The organism is Rhizobium sp. S152, assembly GCF_030380735.1.
GTDB lineage: Bacteria > Pseudomonadota > Alphaproteobacteria > Rhizobiales > Rhizobiaceae > Rhizobium.
The window spans coordinates 138,667-155,411 of record NZ_JAUDRZ010000003.1 but is presented as its reverse complement, the minus strand read 5'-3'; the positions used below and the strand labels follow the sequence as shown (position 1 = coordinate 155,411).

At 61.3% G+C, this 16,745-nt stretch carries 14 protein-coding genes; 6 read left to right on the top strand and 8 right to left on the bottom strand.

All coding sequences use genetic code 11. The annotated features are described in order from the left end of the window. Positions 1 to 140 precede the first annotated feature (140 nt). From QTL95_RS05360 to QTL95_RS05345, 4 genes are all read right to left on the bottom strand, one after another. Positions 141 to 557, bottom strand: coding sequence for an organic hydroperoxide resistance protein (locus QTL95_RS05360; protein WP_112532693.1), 417 nt, complete (start codon positions 555 to 557; stop codon positions 141 to 143). Between the two features lie 150 nt (positions 558 to 707). Next, positions 708 to 2,021, bottom strand: a complete 1,314-nt coding sequence (locus QTL95_RS05355; RefSeq protein WP_289718938.1) for an ATP-binding protein — start codon at positions 2,019 to 2,021, stop codon at positions 708 to 710. Further along, positions 2,018 to 2,758 carry a response regulator gene (locus QTL95_RS05350; RefSeq protein WP_289718937.1) on the bottom strand — a complete coding sequence of 247 codons (741 nt, stop codon included), beginning with the start codon at positions 2,756 to 2,758 and terminating at the stop codon, positions 2,018 to 2,020. Before QTL95_RS05350 ends, QTL95_RS05355 begins: the two co-directional genes overlap by 4 nt. A 114-nt stretch (positions 2,759 to 2,872) precedes the next feature. After that, on the bottom strand, positions 2,873 to 3,910 hold the full coding sequence (locus QTL95_RS05345; RefSeq protein WP_289718936.1) for an alpha/beta fold hydrolase: 1,038 nt from the start codon (positions 3,908 to 3,910) through the stop codon (positions 2,873 to 2,875). Positions 3,911 to 4,236: 326 nt separating this feature from the next. Here QTL95_RS05345 and QTL95_RS05340 point away from each other — a divergent pair, with 326 nt between their 5' ends. Then, entirely contained in the window at positions 4,237 to 6,003 is a 1,767-nt protein-coding gene (locus QTL95_RS05340) for a cytochrome c biogenesis protein DipZ (RefSeq protein ID WP_289718935.1), read from the top strand. A gap of 45 nt (positions 6,004 to 6,048) precedes the next feature. Here the strand turns inward: QTL95_RS05340 and QTL95_RS05335 are convergent, their stop codons facing one another. Next, positions 6,049 to 7,266: an MFS transporter gene (locus QTL95_RS05335; RefSeq protein WP_289719191.1), complete on the bottom strand. Its 1,218-nt coding sequence runs from the start codon at positions 7,264 to 7,266 to the stop codon at positions 6,049 to 6,051. A 228-nt stretch (positions 7,267 to 7,494) separates the two neighbouring features. Here QTL95_RS05335 and QTL95_RS05330 point away from each other — a divergent pair, with 228 nt between their 5' ends. Beyond that, complete coding sequence (locus tag QTL95_RS05330) at positions 7,495 to 8,415, top strand: lytic transglycosylase domain-containing protein (protein ID WP_289718934.1); 921 nt, start codon at positions 7,495 to 7,497, stop codon at positions 8,413 to 8,415. Positions 8,416 to 8,440: 25 nt separating this feature from the next. On the opposite strand, the gene QTL95_RS05325 is transcribed toward QTL95_RS05330, so the two are convergent. The 3 genes from QTL95_RS05325 to QTL95_RS05315 form a co-directional block, all read right to left on the bottom strand. Beyond that, positions 8,441 to 9,430 (bottom strand): alpha/beta hydrolase, encoded by a 990-nt coding sequence (locus tag QTL95_RS05325; protein WP_289718933.1) that lies wholly within the window; start codon positions 9,428 to 9,430, stop codon positions 8,441 to 8,443. A 163-nt stretch (positions 9,431 to 9,593) separates the two neighbouring features. Beyond that, a complete protein-coding gene (locus QTL95_RS05320; RefSeq protein ID WP_289718932.1) occupies positions 9,594 to 10,424 on the bottom strand; it encodes an endonuclease/exonuclease/phosphatase family protein in 831 nt (276 codons plus the stop codon). 100 nt (positions 10,425 to 10,524) lie between these two features. Beyond that, positions 10,525 to 11,988 (bottom strand): phospholipase D-like domain-containing protein, encoded by a 1,464-nt coding sequence (locus QTL95_RS05315; protein WP_289718931.1) that lies wholly within the window; start codon positions 11,986 to 11,988, stop codon positions 10,525 to 10,527. Positions 11,989 to 12,324: 336 nt separating this feature from the next. On the opposite strand from QTL95_RS05315, the gene QTL95_RS05310 reads away from it, so the two are divergent. The 4 genes from QTL95_RS05310 to QTL95_RS05295 all read left to right on the top strand — a co-directional run bounded on the left by QTL95_RS05310 (position 12,325) and on the right by QTL95_RS05295 (position 16,695). Beyond that, positions 12,325 to 12,576 carry a DUF2934 domain-containing protein gene (locus QTL95_RS05310; RefSeq protein WP_289718930.1) on the top strand — a complete coding sequence of 84 codons (252 nt, stop codon included), beginning with the start codon at positions 12,325 to 12,327 and terminating at the stop codon, positions 12,574 to 12,576. A gap of 288 nt (positions 12,577 to 12,864) precedes the next feature. Next, entirely contained in the window at positions 12,865 to 13,038 is a 174-nt protein-coding gene (locus QTL95_RS05305) for a hypothetical protein (protein ID WP_289718929.1), read from the top strand. Between the two features lie 173 nt (positions 13,039 to 13,211). Beyond that, positions 13,212 to 15,944, top strand: coding sequence for a hybrid sensor histidine kinase/response regulator (locus tag QTL95_RS05300; RefSeq protein WP_289718928.1), 2,733 nt, complete (start codon positions 13,212 to 13,214; stop codon positions 15,942 to 15,944). A gap of 25 nt (positions 15,945 to 15,969) precedes the next feature. Then, positions 15,970 to 16,695, top strand: a complete 726-nt coding sequence (locus QTL95_RS05295; RefSeq protein WP_289718927.1) for a glutathione S-transferase — start codon at positions 15,970 to 15,972, stop codon at positions 16,693 to 16,695. Positions 16,696 to 16,745: the final 50 nt, after the last annotated feature.

Here is a 16,745-nt window from a genome sequence, read left to right as displayed (position 1 = left end):
ACCAGCCTGTGGTCGCCGCGATCGCCCCAACCAAGGGCGACGGCTCTCGTGACCCGATATCGTAAAGGCAGGGAGCCGCGAATATCGCCGCGCCCAGCATGCAAAGAACCATCATTCTCATCGTGATGCTCCCTCGTTTTTCAGGCCAGGATCAATTCGACGTCGATATTGCCGCGTGTCGCCTTGGAATAGGGGCAGGTCTGGTGAGCGGCTTCGACGATCGACCGGGCGACCGCCTTGTCGACGCCGGGCAGATTGATCGTCAGCCGCGCCTGCAGGAAATAGGCGCCTTCGGCGGTGCCCAGATCCACTTCCGCATCGACCGACACATCGGAAGGCAGTTGCACCTTCTGCGCGGCGGCAGCGATGCCCATTGCGCCGATGAAGCAGGCGGACCAGCCGGCCGCGAACAGTTGTTCGGGGTTGGTACCGGCGCGCTTGCTGCCGGGAGGCGACAGCGTCACATCCAGTTCGCCGTCGCTGCTGCGCGAGAAGCCCTCGCGGCCGCCGGTGGTGTGGGTCTTGCCGGTATAGAGAACCTTGTCGATCTTGGTCATCGCGAACACTCCTTGTTGCGCCGCCCAGTGCGGCGTCCGTTGACGGAGTGGTTTTTGCGCTGCCGATGTATCCGGCATATTTTGGCAAGGCGGCGAACTGTAACGAAACGTAGCATTCCGGCGCCTGGACATGCCCGGCTACAAATTCCTTCAGTGAATGACGAGTTCGGCGACAAGACCGCCGCCGTCGCGATTATAGAGGCGGACCGATCCGCCGATCGCCGCCGCCAGCTGCTGCGCGATCGCAAGCCCCAGCCCGGAACCGCCCGTCTCGCGGTTGCGCGACTGCTCGAGCCGGTAGAACGGCTGCATCGCCGCGTCCAGCTGCTCTTCAGGAATGCCGGGCCCACGGTCGAGCACGCTGATCACGATGTCGCTCTCGCCTCGGCGCTCCACGCTGACCTCGGCAGCACCCGCGAATTTCAGGGCATTATCGATGAAGTTCGACAGGATGCGCCGCAGCGCATGCGGCTTTGTCGCGGCTGTACCCTGCACCATGCCGATTACGGAGACCGACTTGCCGGTATCCTGATAATCGTAGCTCAGGCTCTCGATGAACGACGCCAGATCGATGCGGGAGAACTTCTCGCCGCTGCCGTGCGAGCTCCGCGCATAGGCAATGCCATCCTGCACCAGCCGCTCGATCTCCCCGAGATCGTGCAGCAGCTTGTCCTTGCCCGGCCCCTCATCCGCCATGTCGGCGCGCAAGCGCATGCGAGTGATCGGCGTCTGCAGGTCATGCGAGATGGCCGCCAGAATCTGAACGCGCTCTTCAAGATAGTGGGCGATCCTGTCTCGCATGGCGTTGAAGGCCTTGGCGGCATGCGCCACCTCGGTCGGCCCCGCATCGCTCATCACCGGCCCCTTACTGCTCATGTCCAGCGCATCGGCGGCGGCAGCAAGATCGCCCAGCGGGCGGATCGCCTGACGCACGGCAAGCCAGGCAACGACGATCAGCAGCAGCATCTGGACGACGAAAACATAAGGCAGCCATTGCGCGATCGGCATGACCCCGCGCGGCGTGATGTCGATCGTCAGCGGGCTGCCATCGCTCAAGCTGAGATGCGCCTGCAGCCGCGCAACATCGCCGGGGATCGCTTCGATGCTGAGCGGGAAGCGATGATCCACCGCATCCTCGAGCCGGCCGGCGATTTCGGCCGCGCGGCTAGAGGTATCGGGAACGCCCTTGCTTCCCGGCCCCAGGATGAAACGATAATTGCCACGGCTCAGCCGATCGAGCAGATCGGCGCGCTGATCCGCGGGCAGCCGGTCGAGTACGGCGATCGAGGTCGCGACGTCGTTTTCCAGCGTGCCCAGCATGACGGCCTTGGCCGACATGTAGCGCTCGGTATAGAGCACACTAAAGGAAAGCCCATAGGCAACCGCCAGACCGACCAGCAGGATGAGAAAGATTCGCGCCCGCAGCGTCTTCGGCCATAGATGACGGAGCACAGCCGCCGTCACGCCCGAAGCTCCAGGATTTCTACCGGCACGGAGAAGACATAGCCCTCGCTGCGCACTGTCTTGATGTAGGTCGGTTCGCGTGCGTCGTCGCCCAGACGCTGGCGCACGCGGCTGACCAGCAGATCGATCGAGCGATCGAACAGGTCGGCGTCGCGGCCCTGGGTGAGGTTGAGCAGCTGGTCTCGGTTGAGCACCCGCTGCGGATGATCAATGAACACGCGCAACAGGCGGTATTCGGCGCCGCTCAGCGCAATTGCCGTTCCGTCCTTGTCGAGCAGGTGACGTGCCACGGTATCGAGCTTCCAGTCGCCGAACGTCAGAAGCTGGCCGGCCTCGCTGATCTGCAGATTGGGCGGCAGCATGCGGGTGCGGCGCAGGATCGCCTTGATGCGTGCCAGAAGTTCGCGCGCGGCAAACGGCTTTGCCAGGTAATCGTCGGCGCCCATCTCAAGACCCAGCACCCGATCGAGCTCGTCACTGCGCGCGGTCAGCATCAGGATCGGCGTCGCCTTGTGCTTGCCGGCGCGCAGTTCCCGGCAAAGAACGAGGCCATCGTCGCCCGGCATCATGACGTCAAGCACGATCAGATCGACCGTATTTCCTTCGAGAAAGCTGCGCATCTGGCGGCCATCGGCCGCGACCGTCGTGCGCAAGCCGTTCTTCGTCAGATAGCTCGACACCAGCTCGCGGATTTCGCGATCGTCATCGACGATCAGGATATGATCGATGTGCTCCATCACAGGATTTCCAATTACCGTCTCGCGAAGGCGGCGCATCCGCCGCCCTTCTCCAATAAACCCAGTTCCGCCTGCCGCGAAGGGGCCACGTGATGGCTTGGGAGGTTTTCCAAGCTAGAGCTTGTCGACATCAATGATCGCCTGGGCGAAGGCCTGCGGCGCCTCCTGCGGCAGATTATGGCCGATGCCGCCGCCGACAGTGCGATGCTGGTAGGGACCGGAGAACTTCTTCGCATAGGCCGAGGGCTCCGGATGCGGCGCACCGTTGGCATCGCCTTCCATCGTGATCGTCGGGATGGTGATGACAGGGCCCTTCGCCAGCCGCTCTTCGAAGCCGTCATATTGTGACTCGCCCTCGACCAGTCCCAGCCGCCAACGATAATTATGCACAACGATCTCGACATGGTCGGGGTTCTCGAAGGCAGCGGCGGATCGATCGAAAGTCGCGTCATCGAAATGCCAGCTTGGCGAAGCGGTCTCCCAGATGAGCTTCGCGAAGTCGTGGCGGTTGGCCTCGTAGCCGAGGCGGCCGCGTTCGGTGGCGAAGTAGAACTGGTACCACCACGCCTGTTCCGCCTTCGGCGGCAATGGCTTCCTATTGATCTCCTGGCTCCCGATCAGGTAGCCGCTGACGGAGACCATGGCCTTGCAGCGCTCCGGCCAGAGTGCGGCCATGATGTTGACGGTGCGTGCACCCCAGTCATAGCCGGCGACGATCGCCTTTTCGATGCCGAGCGCGTCCATCAGCGCGATCATGTCGGCGGCGAGCGCCGCCTGCTGGCCGTTGCGCGGTGTCGCGTCTGACAGGAAGCGGGTGGTGCCGTAGCCGCGGAGATACGGAATGATGACGCGGTAGCCGGCATCGGCCAGCAGCGGAGCGACATCAACGAAGCTGTAGATATCGTAGGGCCAGCCATGCAGAAGCAGAACCGCCGGACCGTCGGCCGGACCCGCCTCGGCATAGCCGACATCGAGCACACCAGCCTTGACCTGCTTCAGCGCGGCAAAGGAGGTATGGCCGGCGGCCTTCGTCGCCGGCGTGGCTGCCGGCTGTGCGCTTGCGGCGGCGGCCATGCCGAGTTCGACGGCAGCGAAGGTCATGGCAGCCATTCCAAAGAAACGGCGGCGCTGCAAATTGATCTGATCAGACATCGTGGGCTCCTGTGTCGTTGCGATGAGGGAACAACACCATGCCGATGTATGCGCGATGTGTCGCCGACCGATCATTTTGCATCCTGATGTAGCAGGGCGAAGCGTGGATACATTGCGATACAATTGCCAGCCGGCGGCCGGCAGATCGGCATTTCGGAGGCGTCCTGGTGACCTCGTCGCCTCGCAGCCGCGCCTCGCTACACTTTGGTACAGTTCGGCCGCCTGCCGGACACATGCGAGATACGTCACCACGGACATATGAGCGCGATGCTGGTCGAGCCCTCCGCCTGACTGGCGTCGATCCATCCTCTTAAAGGACAAAGACGATGACGCTTCTCATCATTGCCTATCTCGGCGGCGCGCTGACCATCCTCAGCCCCTGCATCCTGCCGATCCTGCCATTCGTGTTCGCCCGCGCCGGCCAGCCCTTCATGCGCAGCACGCTGCCGCTGCTGGCGGGTATGGCCGCCACCTTCGCGCTGGTGGCGACGCTTGCGGCCGTGGGCGGCAGCTGGGCCATCCAGCTCAACGAATTCGGCCGCCTCGCGGCCCTTCTGCTTTTGGCGGGCTTCGGTCTCAGCCTTCTGTCTTCGCGCGTTTCCACATTCCTGATGCAGCCGGTCGTCGATCTCGGTAACCGGCTCGTCAACATCACCGGCGGAACGCGCGCCGCGCCGAGCGTTGCCGGCTCTCTCGTTCTCGGCATCGCTACCGGCCTGTTGTGGGCGCCCTGCGCAGGCCCGATCCTCGGGCTCGTGCTTACAGGTGCGGCACTTCAGGGCGCCAATATCGAAACGACCCTGCTGCTGTTTGCCTATGCGCTCGGGGCCGCCAGCTCGCTTGCAGCAGCACTCCTCATTGGCGGACGCGTGTTCGATGCGATGAAGCGCTCACTCGCCATAGGCGAACGTATCCGGCAGGGACTTGGCACATTGGTTCTGGTCGGCGTCGCCGTGGCCGCGTTCGGGCTCGACACCAGCCTCTTGTCGCGGATTTCATACGCCCGCACCTCCTCGCTGGAACAGGCCCTGCTCGATCGTCTGCATGGAGAACGAGCAGAAGCTCCGGCCTCCCTTGTCGCCAGCAATGGAGCGATGATCGACACGAGAAAGGCTTTCCGTAGCGGCCTGCCGGTAGAAGGTACGGCACCCGCGCTCGACGGCGCCGTCGAATGGCTGAACTCGCCGCCGCTGACGGCCGAGCAGCTGCGTGGCAAGGTCGTGCTGGTCGATTTCTGGACCTACTCCTGCATCAACTGCATCCGTACCACGCCCTATGTTCGTGCCTGGTGGGACAAGTACAAGGATCAGGGCCTCGTGGTCATCGGCGTCCACGCCCCGGAGTTCGCCTTCGAGAAGAAGATCGACAACGTGAAGCAGGCGGTCGGCGACTTCAAGATCGGCTATCCCGTGGCGATCGACAACGACTATCGCATCTGGCGCGCCTTCGACAACAGCTATTGGCCTGCGCACTACCTGATCGATGCCAAGGGCCAGATTCGCTATCACCACTTCGGCGAAGGCAGCTACGGCGAGACGGAAAAGGCGATCCAGGACCTTCTCCGTGAAGCCGGCAGTGATACCGCCTCGAAGGACATGGTGAAGCCTGATGCCAAGGGCGCGGAAGCAGGCCCCGATCTCGCGCACATCGGATCGGGCGAGACCTATCTCGGCTACAGCCAGGCAACGGGTTTCGCTTCACCGCAGAGGTTGGGACGCGACGCGTCGCGAGACTACACGATCAGCAATCTTGGACTCAACGAATGGGCGCTCGCCGGCACCTGGACCGTTGCAGCTGAAAAGGCCACCCTCGACACGCCCGACGGCGCCATCGCCTACCGTTTCAGTGCCCGCGACCTCCATCTTGTGCTTGGGCCGGGCGGCAACGGCAAACCTATCCGTTTCCGCGTCACCATCGACGGCAAGCCCCCCGGCGCCAGCCATGGGTCGGACACAGATGCCGAGGGAAACGGAACGATCGGCTCGACGCGGCTCTACCAGCTCGTGCGTCAGACCGGGGATGTCGCAGCCAGGGATTTCAGGATCGAATTTCTGGATCCAGGTGTCGATGCTTACGCATTCACATTCGGCTGAGTTTATGGGAAAACGGATGTGGCCCGGCGCACTGCCTGCCACATCTCATCCCTGCAACGTCTTGACCTTGGCGAGATCGGGGAACGCCCGCGTCCAGAGCAGGACGACGATAATCGTACCGACGCCGCCGAGCACCCCGGCGGCCACCGGTCCCATGACGCCCGCCAGCATCCCGGATTCGAATTCGCCAAGTTGGTTGGACGTTCCGATGAACAGAGAATTCACCGCATTGACACGCCCTCGCATGTCTTCGGGAGTCAGCAGCTGCACGAGTGAGCTCCGGACAACGACACTGACCGTATCCGATGCTCCCACGAAGAGCAGCGCCAGTATGGAAAGCGCTATGTTGGTTGACAGCGCGAATATGATCGTCGCCATGCCGAAGATGGCGACAGCCCAGAGCATCTTGGCGCCGACCCGAGTGGTCAGCGGTTTTCTCGCCAGCACGATCGACATGACCAGTGCCCCAATCGCCGGTGCGGCTCGCAGGAAACCGAGACTCCATGGGCCGGCGTGGAGGATGTCGCGGGCGAACATCGGCAGCAGGGCAGTGGCGCCGCCGAGCAAAACCGCGAAAAGATCGAGCGAAATCGTGCCGAGCATGACGGGGCGGCTCTTTATGAAGGAGACGCCGGCGAAGACCGAGGCCATGGTCACGGGCTCGCGCTTGGTTGGAGCCCATTCCATCCTGATGGAGATGACGTTGATGCTGGCGACCAGGAACAGGACCGCGGCAACGGCAAAGGGTGCGACAGGATCGAGACCGTAGAGGAGGCCGCCGAGCGAGGGTCCGACGATCAGCGCCGTCTGCATCATCGAGGTGGATGTGGCAATCGCAGGCTGCAGCAGCGCCGCCGGCATGATGCTTGGAAGCAGAGCCGCCATCGTCGGCCTTTCGAATGCCACCGTGGCACCCATGATCGTCACCGCGACAAGAATGCCCGCCGGCGTCAACCAATCCTGCCAAGTGGCGATCGCCAGAATTCCGGCAACGGCCGCCTCGATGAGTTGGCACACCAGACCGATGCGCCGCCGGTCAAACCGGTCGGCGACCTGACCCACGACGAAGGTCAGCACCACCATAGGTAGAAACTGGCAGAGGCCGACAAGCGCCAGGGCAAAGGCACTGTGCGTCCGGTCGTAGATCATCCATCCCATGGCAATGGCGACGCATTGGAACGAGAGGGAGGAGAAGACGCGGGAGGCGGCGAAATTGAGGTAGCCGGGGTGGCGAAGAACGCTATCTTGCTGCACTGTGAATATCCGTTGGGCGACAATGCGCTACGACAGCAGCGGCCCGTTTGCCCTCGGCTGTTTCTGCTTCGGGATGATTATTGTCAACCCGCATCTTGGCTCGATATTTTCACGCTTTGGAGAGCGGGAAATTACAAATGGCGGTCGAAATGAAATGCCCGAAAAATGTCGTTGCGATCTTGAGAGGATCGATCCGGCGGGATCGAACGTAGCAATGACGATACCGGGTCTTCCAACATGATCTTGAGGGCATTGGTCCGCGCTGTGCCGGCGGCGCTGCTGACGGGCTTGCCAGTCCCGGCTACGGCCCAGGAAGAGACAACGGCCAGCTGCCTCTATGGAACGGCAGTCCCCGACCCGGAGACCGGCTTTGCGAATTGCATCCGACAGGAAAGCTTCAACCGTGATCTCTGCCGGACGATGGAACATTTCGCCCTGCGCAACGACCTGCCGGCACCTTTCTTCGCGCGGCTTATCTGGCGCGAGAGCCTTTTCAAGCCGGAAGCGGTCAGCCCCAAGGGCGCCGAAGGCATCGCGCAATTCATGCCTTCGACGGCGCGGCTTCGCAAACTCTCCAATACCTTCGACGTCGTCCAGGCGCTGGAAGCCTCAGCACTTTATCTGCGGGAGCTGAAATCCCGTTTCGGCAATCTCGGCCTCGCCGCCGCGGCATACAATGCCGGCGAAAACGGCTTGCAGCGTTTTCTCGACTCGGGCCGACTGCCCATCGAAACCCGCGACTATGTGTTCGCGATCACAGGCAGCACCGTCGAAACCTCGAAAAGCGATCCGCCCGCTCTCGTCGCCCCCGAACTTCAGGACGGCATGTCGTTCCTGGATGGATGCATTGCGCTCGCCGATACCCGGCGCATGCGGGAACCCGTGCTCGCCAGATCCGCGGACTGGGCACCTTGGGGCATCCAGCTTGCCGCGCACTACGACCCGTCGATCGCCGGCCGACTTTTCGATACCGCGATCAGCAGACTTTCAGGCCCAATGAGCGCGGAGCGGGCCGTCATCGTTCGACAGAGAGGCGGCAATTTCGGATATCGTCCTCGCTATGCCGCCCGGATCGGCCGGGAGACCAGGGCGGAGGCGACCAGACTATGCCAGGAGATCAAGGCCGCGGGCACACCCTGCACCGTGTTCAGAAACTAGCCGTTCCGGTGTTCCAGGCGCTCGCCTACTGCAACGGCTTGTCGGCGAAATGAGCGATCGCGAACTCCGCGATGCGCTGATTGGAGCGTCTGGCGTCGTCGAGCCAAAACGGAAACAACTGCCATTGGTGCACCATTCCCGGCCAGACTTCGGTGCTGACATCGACTCCCGCTTGACGCGCCTTTTCAGAAAATCGGACCGTATCGTCCAGGAGCGCCTCTCCCGAGCCGACCTGCATCAGAAGCGGTGGAAATCCTGCGAGCGGCGCGTAGATGGGCGAAATGTCAGGATCCGTCGGTGCGCGATTTCCGATGTAAGCCTTGCGAAGTGCGTCCAGGCGAGTGGCATCGACCATTGGATCACTCGCTTTCGGCGACATCATGGACGGACCGGCCGCCAGATCGGTCATCGGGCTCGTCGCGACCACCGCGGCCGGAAGCGGACCATTGACCTGCATTTGCCGCAGCACGGCTTCGAGCGCGAGATTGCCGCCGGCGGAATCGCCGACAACGACGATGTTGTCGTTTTCATAACCGGTATCGAGCAGCCACCGGTAGGCTGTGAGCGTATCATCGATAGGCGCCGGATAGGGATATTCCGGTGCGCGCCGGTAGTCGATCAGCAGCACGTCGCTGGATGCGGCCTTCGCGAGCGCACCGGCAAGCGCGCGATGCGTTCGCAGTGAACCGCCATAGAAGTCACCGCCATGGACATAAAGGATCACGCGCCGACCGATCGGATGATGCAGTCGAGCAGGCCAAATCAGTTGAGCGTCGACGCCCCCTGCGTCCACTGGCTTGATCTGCACGCGGGTCGGCTCGGGTGTCTCCTGCATCATTGCTTCGAATGCAGCCCTTCGCTCGCGCACGCTATCGGCGGAGCCGTAATATCTGTTCCAGACTTCCACCAGCTTGGCGACCTGATCGACGGAAGCTCCGGTCTGCGGACCGGGATCGAAGGCCTGCGCGGACAGCGGCAGCAGCAATAGCCAAATGCATGAAATCAATACCGCCATCAGCAGCGGGACAGCGTCCGCACGGCGGGCCGGCAGACATCGGGCGGACCGACCGACTTGCCACCTCAAATCTCCAACGCGAAACATCCAATCTCTCTCCAGCCTAGCGCCGAGAGAACGTGCCATGGCCGGCGAAGGAGTCAAGCCTGAGACGCTCCGCCAATCAGAGTTGCGCCGAGAGCTCCTCGACCCGGTCAAGATTGACCATGGCCTTGATCGGCAAATGATCGGACGCGACCCGGGAGAGCGGCGTGTCGTGCGCCTCAACCGTCGTGAGAACACCTTTGCGGTTGGCCATCATCCGGTCGAGCGCCAGCACCGGCAACCTTGCGGGAAAACTCGGCACGGCATCGGGTTGCGGACCGAAGACCGACTGGAAGGCGTGCAGCGACGAGCGGTCGCCAAGCCGCCACTCATTGAGATCGCCGAGCAGGATTGTCGGAACCTCGGCCTTGTCGGCCATCAGTTCGATCAGCACCTTGGCCTGACGCGCGCGTGAATGACGTAGAAGGCCGAAATGCGCCGCGATGATCCGCAGGGCTCCTCCCCTCTCCAGCTCGAGTTCGGCAACCAGCGCGCCGCGCGGTTCCAAGCCTGGGAGATTGACCTGATGCACGTCGCGCACCAGTCCCTTCTTGAAAAGCACGACGTTGCCATGCCACCCATGCGCCTTGGCCATGCCGCTGACCGGCACCGGGAGCAGGCCCGTCTCGCGCTCGAGCCGACCGAGGTCGAGGATGCCGGTTCGCTCGCCAAAACGCGTGTCGGCTTCCTGCAGAGCAATCACGTCGGCGTCGATCTCATGGATCACCCGGCACGTCCGCTCCGGATCGAAACGTCGGTCATTGCCCACGCATTTGTGAACATTGTAGGAAGCGATCAGCGTTCCCTCGCTCCTTGGCACCATCTCGCGAATCGCCGCGTCCAGATGCCGCTTGCGATTTCGAATAGAGGCTAGGATGCTGGCTGGAAGGCTGTCTTTTCTGGCATGCATCGGCGTTGCTGAAGCTCAGTTGATCTTACCGGTTCGATGTCGAATTATAGGCCGAGCCAATGAACTTGCCATGTCCGACGACAAAAAATCCGCCGGAAGCCTAGAGATAAGGCGATCCCAGCCAGAGCACTTTTTCAAGCAGGCGCACCGGAAAAGGGCGGCTACGCAAGCCCGCCAGCGTGACTGGTGACGCATTGCGGAGCGCCTCGTCGATGCGCTCGTCTATCTCCGCCGCGAAGCCCTCGTTCAGCACTTCCATGTCGATCTCGAAGTTGAGCCGCAGCGATCGTGGATCGAGGTTGGAGGAGCCGACATAGGACCAGACGCCGTCTATCGACAGCAGCTTGGAATGGCTGAAGGCACCGTTCGAGCGCCAGATCCGGCAGTAGTTGCTCAAGATCTGGTCGAACTGGGCCGTCATCGCGCGATCGACCAACACCAGATTGTTGGCGGCGGGAATGACGATATCGACATCCACTCCGCGCCTTGCCGCCGTAGCGAGCGCGCTGATGAGTTCCCGGTCCGGCAGGAAGTAGGGCGACATGATCTTGATCGAGCTGCGGGCAACGGAGAAAGCGCCCATCAGCATCTTGTGGTTCGTCTCGACGCTCCGATCAGGTCCCGATGCGACAATGCGCATGAAGACGGGATCACCCGGTTGGCGCTCGGGCGTCGCCGTCTGCCAGACCTCATCGTTCAGAACTTCGCCGGTCGTGAAACGCCAGTCTTCGGCGGCGATATCGAAAAGATCGGCGACAACGGGTCCGGTGACGCTGAAATGGGTGTCATGGGCAAAATCTTCGCCGGCGAACTCGCGGCTGAACCCCTCCCGAATGTTCATGCCGCCGGTCAGCGCGATGCGTCCATCGACAATGAGGATCTTTCGGTGGGTACGGAGATTGGCATAGGGCAGCCGGAGACCCATGATGACATTGCCGTTGAAGACCGACACGGTGACACCGCCACTGGCGAGATAACCGAGGATGCTGGGCACCGAATAGCGCGCGCCGACCGCATCGATCAGGACCCGCACCTCGATCCCACGCTTGACCGCCGCGATCAACGAATCGGCGATGCGTAAGCCGATCTGGTCGCGATCGAAGATGTATGTTTCGAGCAGAATGCTTCGCTCGGCGGTATCGATCGCCGATTTCATCGCGGCATAGCAATCGTCCCCCGTTTCCAGCATGTCGATGGTGTTGCCGGTCGAAAGCGGATTACGCGCGACGCGATCGCCCAAGGTCTGCATCGCCGCGAAACGGCGCCCGAAGCCGCTGATGACAAGGTCGGCGTCTGCGTCGAAGGCTTCCAGTTCATCCAACGCGGCGTCAGACAGAAGCGCATCGCGCCGCAGGCTCAAAGATGCTCGGCGGATGCGGTTTATGCCGGCGATCGCGTAAAGAACAGCGCCGATAATCGGCGAGAGGATGATGACGCCTACCCAGCCGATAGCGGCGCGTACTTCCTCCTTAGTCATCGCCGCGTGGATCGCGGCCACGGCTCCCATGGCGACGGAGATAGCAAACAGAATATGCGGCCAGTAGCTCGATATGAGATAAAACATATGCGGGAAATATAGCCGCAAAACAAAGCCGTTCAATTGCGCGCAGAGAGACCGGAAGACGATCTTTCAAAACGCCGATTGCGAACTTGCGGGGCGCCAACCCATTTCACGAATGCGAGAGATCTCCCAAAATGCACATCGGGCGTCCGAACCGCGCTTGATTGTGGGGAATGCCAGGCTATCTCCCTCCTCAAGCGCGGCGCATAAAACCTCACAATGCTGCGCCGCGGGAAACATTTTTGCAGCACATCAAAAACCGCTTGAAACCAGGCGATTCGTCTGGAACTCTCACCATAGTATCGCGTTAGACCACGCATCAGTGACTGGAGATCGGCGATGACAGAAACTCAGGAAGAGTGGATCAAGAAGCGTGCCTATGCGCTTTGGGAAGAGGAAGGCCGTCCGAGTGGACATGACTTCAAGCATTGGGAGCAAGCCAAGAAGGAGCGTGAAGCGCTCGAAGGCTCTGCTGCATCTGCCGATGGCAAGGAAGTAAAAACGCGGCCGAAATCCGTTTCCACTCCGAGAAAAAATGGCGCAGTAAAAGTGGCATCGACCAAGAAGGCGGCCAACGGGAAATCTGCTTAGAAACTTGGCACAGCTGTTAGTATTGGGGCGTCGGACGGCGCCCTTTTTTCGTTTCGTCACATTGCTGAATTGCGCACATCCTAATGTATCGGCGGCCAATGTGCGCCCGGGAGAAATTCGTAATGCTGCGACAGCCTGTACGGAACCAAAAACACGCTCGGAAGTTTATCTCGCAGCCTTCCCTTGTAAGCAGGAATCTTGCGATGAACAGAAGCTATTTGGATGTGGTTCTGGCTTCGTTGATCGTGGCAAGCTGCTACCTATTAGTCGCGCCCGTGTGAGGATCGCATGTCCAGCTTAATCATTGCCGCAGCCGCTTACATTGTGCTTGCGCTTTCCCTCGTGGTGGCGATCGACAACCTTGTGGCACTTTATTTCCGCGATAAGCGAACGCCGATGGACCTGCGGGTGCCGCTTGGCAGAATGATCGCCGTTTCGCGCCGCTATTACCTTCGCCGCTGAAATCGACGCGCCCGGTCCAGGTTTACCCCCGGTGTGGCTTTACTGAGCCGAACACCGCCAGCTCTTCATTCACAACCAGCGTGTGACCAGAATATTTTACTGGTTGCACTTTCCTGCTTATATGCAGCCTCTATTTCACTTGTCACCGCTGGTGGGGATTGAGCAGGTTGGATATGGAAGTGGTGTCCAGATTGGCGCCTATCGAGAGCGATGGCTGGCCGAGAGGCGGCGGGGGAGTAGGCGAGGCGCTAAGGAACCCCGAATTCCGTTTGGCCGGACTTGAACCCGTGGCAACTTGGCCGCCGGGGCTGAGATATCTCGTAGAAACCGCGCTGAACTCGAAACAACCCAAGTTCATCGCGTGGGGGCCGGAACTCGCCTTTATCTATAATGACGCCTATGTGCCGATCTTTCCGGACCGACATCCTCACGCCCTCGGCAGACCATTCCGTGAAGTTTGGGCCGATACCTGGCCGCAATTCGAACCGTTGGTGAACTCGACCCTTGCCGGCAACGCGCAGTTGTTCGAGGAATTGCTGATCCCGATGCATCGCGATGGGAAAACCGAAGATACCTGGTTCACCTTTTCGCTCACCCCCCTGCGCGACGAGAGCGGTACGGTGGCCGGCATTCTCTGCGCCACCATGGAGGTCAGTGCGCAAGTCGCGACCAAGAATGGCGAGCGCGTCGCCCTTGACGAACTTCGTCTCAAGTCGGAGGCGCTATCGATCGTCAACACGGCTGGCGCGGCGATTACGGCCGAACTCAACGTCGACCGCCTAACACAGATCGCGGTCGATGCCGGCGTGGCCTTGAGCGGCGCGGAATTCGGTGCGTTCTTCTATAATGTCGATGACGGCGGTGGGGGCAGCTACATGCTCTACGCGCTCTCGGGTGCCGACCGGAAAAGCTTCGACAGGTTTCCGATGCCGCGCAACACCGAGCTCTTCGCGCCAACCTTCCGAGGCGACTCCGTCGTTCGATCGGACGATATCCTGCTCGACCCGCGCTATGGAAAAAATGCGCCGTTCAACGGAATGCCATCGGGGCATCTGCCAGTGCGGAGTTATCTTGCCGTTCCGGTCAAGTCGCGCAATGGAGACGTGATCGGTGGCCTTCTGTTTGGCCATGCACAGCCGGGACGCTTCACCGAGGCCATGCAGGCGAGCCTCGTCAGCCTCGCCGGTCAGGCTGCCGTTGCCATCGACAACGCCCGTCTGCTACGCGCCCAGGAAAGCGAGATCGCCCAGCGACGCGTCGTTGAAGATCAGTTGCGCAGCCTCAACGAAACGCTTGAGGCCCGCGTCGCCGCGGAGATTCTGGAAAGACAGCAGGCAGAGGCCGCACTGCAGCAGGCGCAGAAGATGGAATCGCTCGGCAACCTGACGGGCGGTGTCGCCCACGATTTCAACAATCTCCTGCAGGTGATCTCGGGCAATCTCCAGCTTCTCGGCAAGGATGTCGACGGAAATGGGCGCGCCCGCGAGCGGATTACCAATGCTCTGAATGCGGTCGATCGCGGTTCGCGCCTGGCAAGCCAGTTGCTCGCTTTCGGCCGCCGCCAGCCGCTGGAGCCCAAGGTCATCAGCATCGGCTGCTTCGTTTCCAGCATGGACGACATGTTGCGGCGGGCGCTCGGCGAAAAAATCGAGGTCGAAACGCGTGTCGCCGATGGCCTGTGGAACACGTTTGCCGATCCCGGCCAGATCGAAAATGCCCTGCTCAATCTTGCCATCAACTCTCGTGACGCCATGGATGGCGCGGGCAAGCTGACGATAGAGGTCGGCAATGTGTTTCTCGACGAAGCATACAGCCGCGTCCATAGCGATGTCGCGCCGGGGCATTATGTCGTCCTGGCGGTGACCGACACGGGCTCGGGCATGACGCCGGAGATCATCAGCCAGGCCTTCGAGCCATTCTTTTCGACGAAGCCGGCAGGCAAGGGCACCGGACTTGGCCTCTCCATGGTCTATGGCTTCGCCAAGCAATCAGGCGGGCATGTGAAGATCGACAGCGAGGTCGGCAAAGGCACGACGATCAGGCTCTACCTGCCACGTTCGTTGCTCGCTGAGAGCCCCGTCTCGGAAGCCCTCAACGCGCCGGCGAGCGGCGGCACCGAAACCATTCTCGTCGTCGAGGATGATGACGGCGTACGAGCGACCGTCGTCGAGATGCTTACGGATCTCGGCTACTACGTCCTCAAGGCAAGGGATGCGCAGAGCGCGCTGACTGTGGTCGAAAGCGGTGCCCACATCGATCTGTTGTTCACCGATGTCATCATGCCCGGCTCTCTGACCGCGCCCGAGTTGGCGCGACTGTCGCGCGAGCGTTTGCCCGATGTAGCTGTACTCTTTACATCAGGCTATGCGGAGAACGCCATCGTTCACGGCGGGCATCTCGATGCCGGCGTCGAATTGCTGTCGAAACCCTATACGCGCGAAGCGCTCGCTCGTAAAATTCGCCACGTCATTTCCAGCCAGGCGGCAGCGCAAAAATCCGGGGATTCCGTCCCGGCTTCCCAGACCTTGGCATCGTCCAGCGTTCGGCTGCGGCTCTTGCTGGTCGAGGACGACGCCTTCATCCGAATGGACACGGCCGAAATCCTGAATGACCTGGGTTATGACGTTCTGGAGGCCGAAAGTGGCGAACAGGGTGTCGAAATCCTCCGCGACAACGCCATAGATATTATCGTTGCAGACGTCGGCTTGCCCGGCATGTCGGGACCGGCATTCGCGAGGTATGCCCGGCAGACTCTCCCGTGCGTGGGACTGGTGTTCGCCACCGGCAATACCAGCCTACCCGACGCAGACAGCTTTGTCGGCTCCGTGCTGCTGACCAAACCATTCAGCAGCAACGCATTGCACAAGGCCGTCAAATCGGCAGCGGACCAGCGACCTTCGATATAGCACGACAATCAGGAAAGCAGGCGTAATGGCATATGAGCTTTACTACTGGGACGGGATTCAGGGGCGCGGCGAATTTGTCCGCCTTGCACTGGAAGAAGCAGCCGCACAGTATACCGACGTAACCCGGATCGCGGGACGTGGCACCGATGAGATGCTGGCGATCATGGGCAGCAAGACCGAAGCGCACATTCCCTTCGCGCCGCCTTTTCTGAAAGACGGCGATCTCATCATTCCCCATGTCGCCAACATCCTTTTCTATCTCGGCCCGAGGCTCGGACTGGCTCCGGAGAACGACGGCCTGCGCTACGTCGCCAATGGACTTCAACTCACGATAACCGACTTCGTCGCCGAGGTGCACGATACACACCATCCCATCTCCACCGGTGCCTACTACGAAGACCAGAGGGACGAGGCCAAGGCTCGATCAGCCGCGTTCATCAAGGATCGCATTCCAAAGTTCCTCGGCTATTTCGAGCGTGTACTGCAGCAGAACGAGAACGGCACGAAGCACTTGGTTGGCAACACGCTCTCCTATGTGGATCTTTCTCTGTTCCAGGTAATCGAAGGGCTGACTTATGCCTTCCCCAAGGCAATGAAGAGTATCAGGGGCCGTCATGCCGGTATCGAGGCGCTGCACACCCAAGTCGGCAACCGTCCGAACATTGCTGCATACCTACGATCCGATCGCCGCCTTCCTTTCAGCGAAGATGGCATTTTCCGGCACTATCCCGAGCTTGATGAGCCGGCCTGAGCTATGGCTCGCGGGTCGTCATTGTTTTATCCGTGACCTCACGTCGCTTG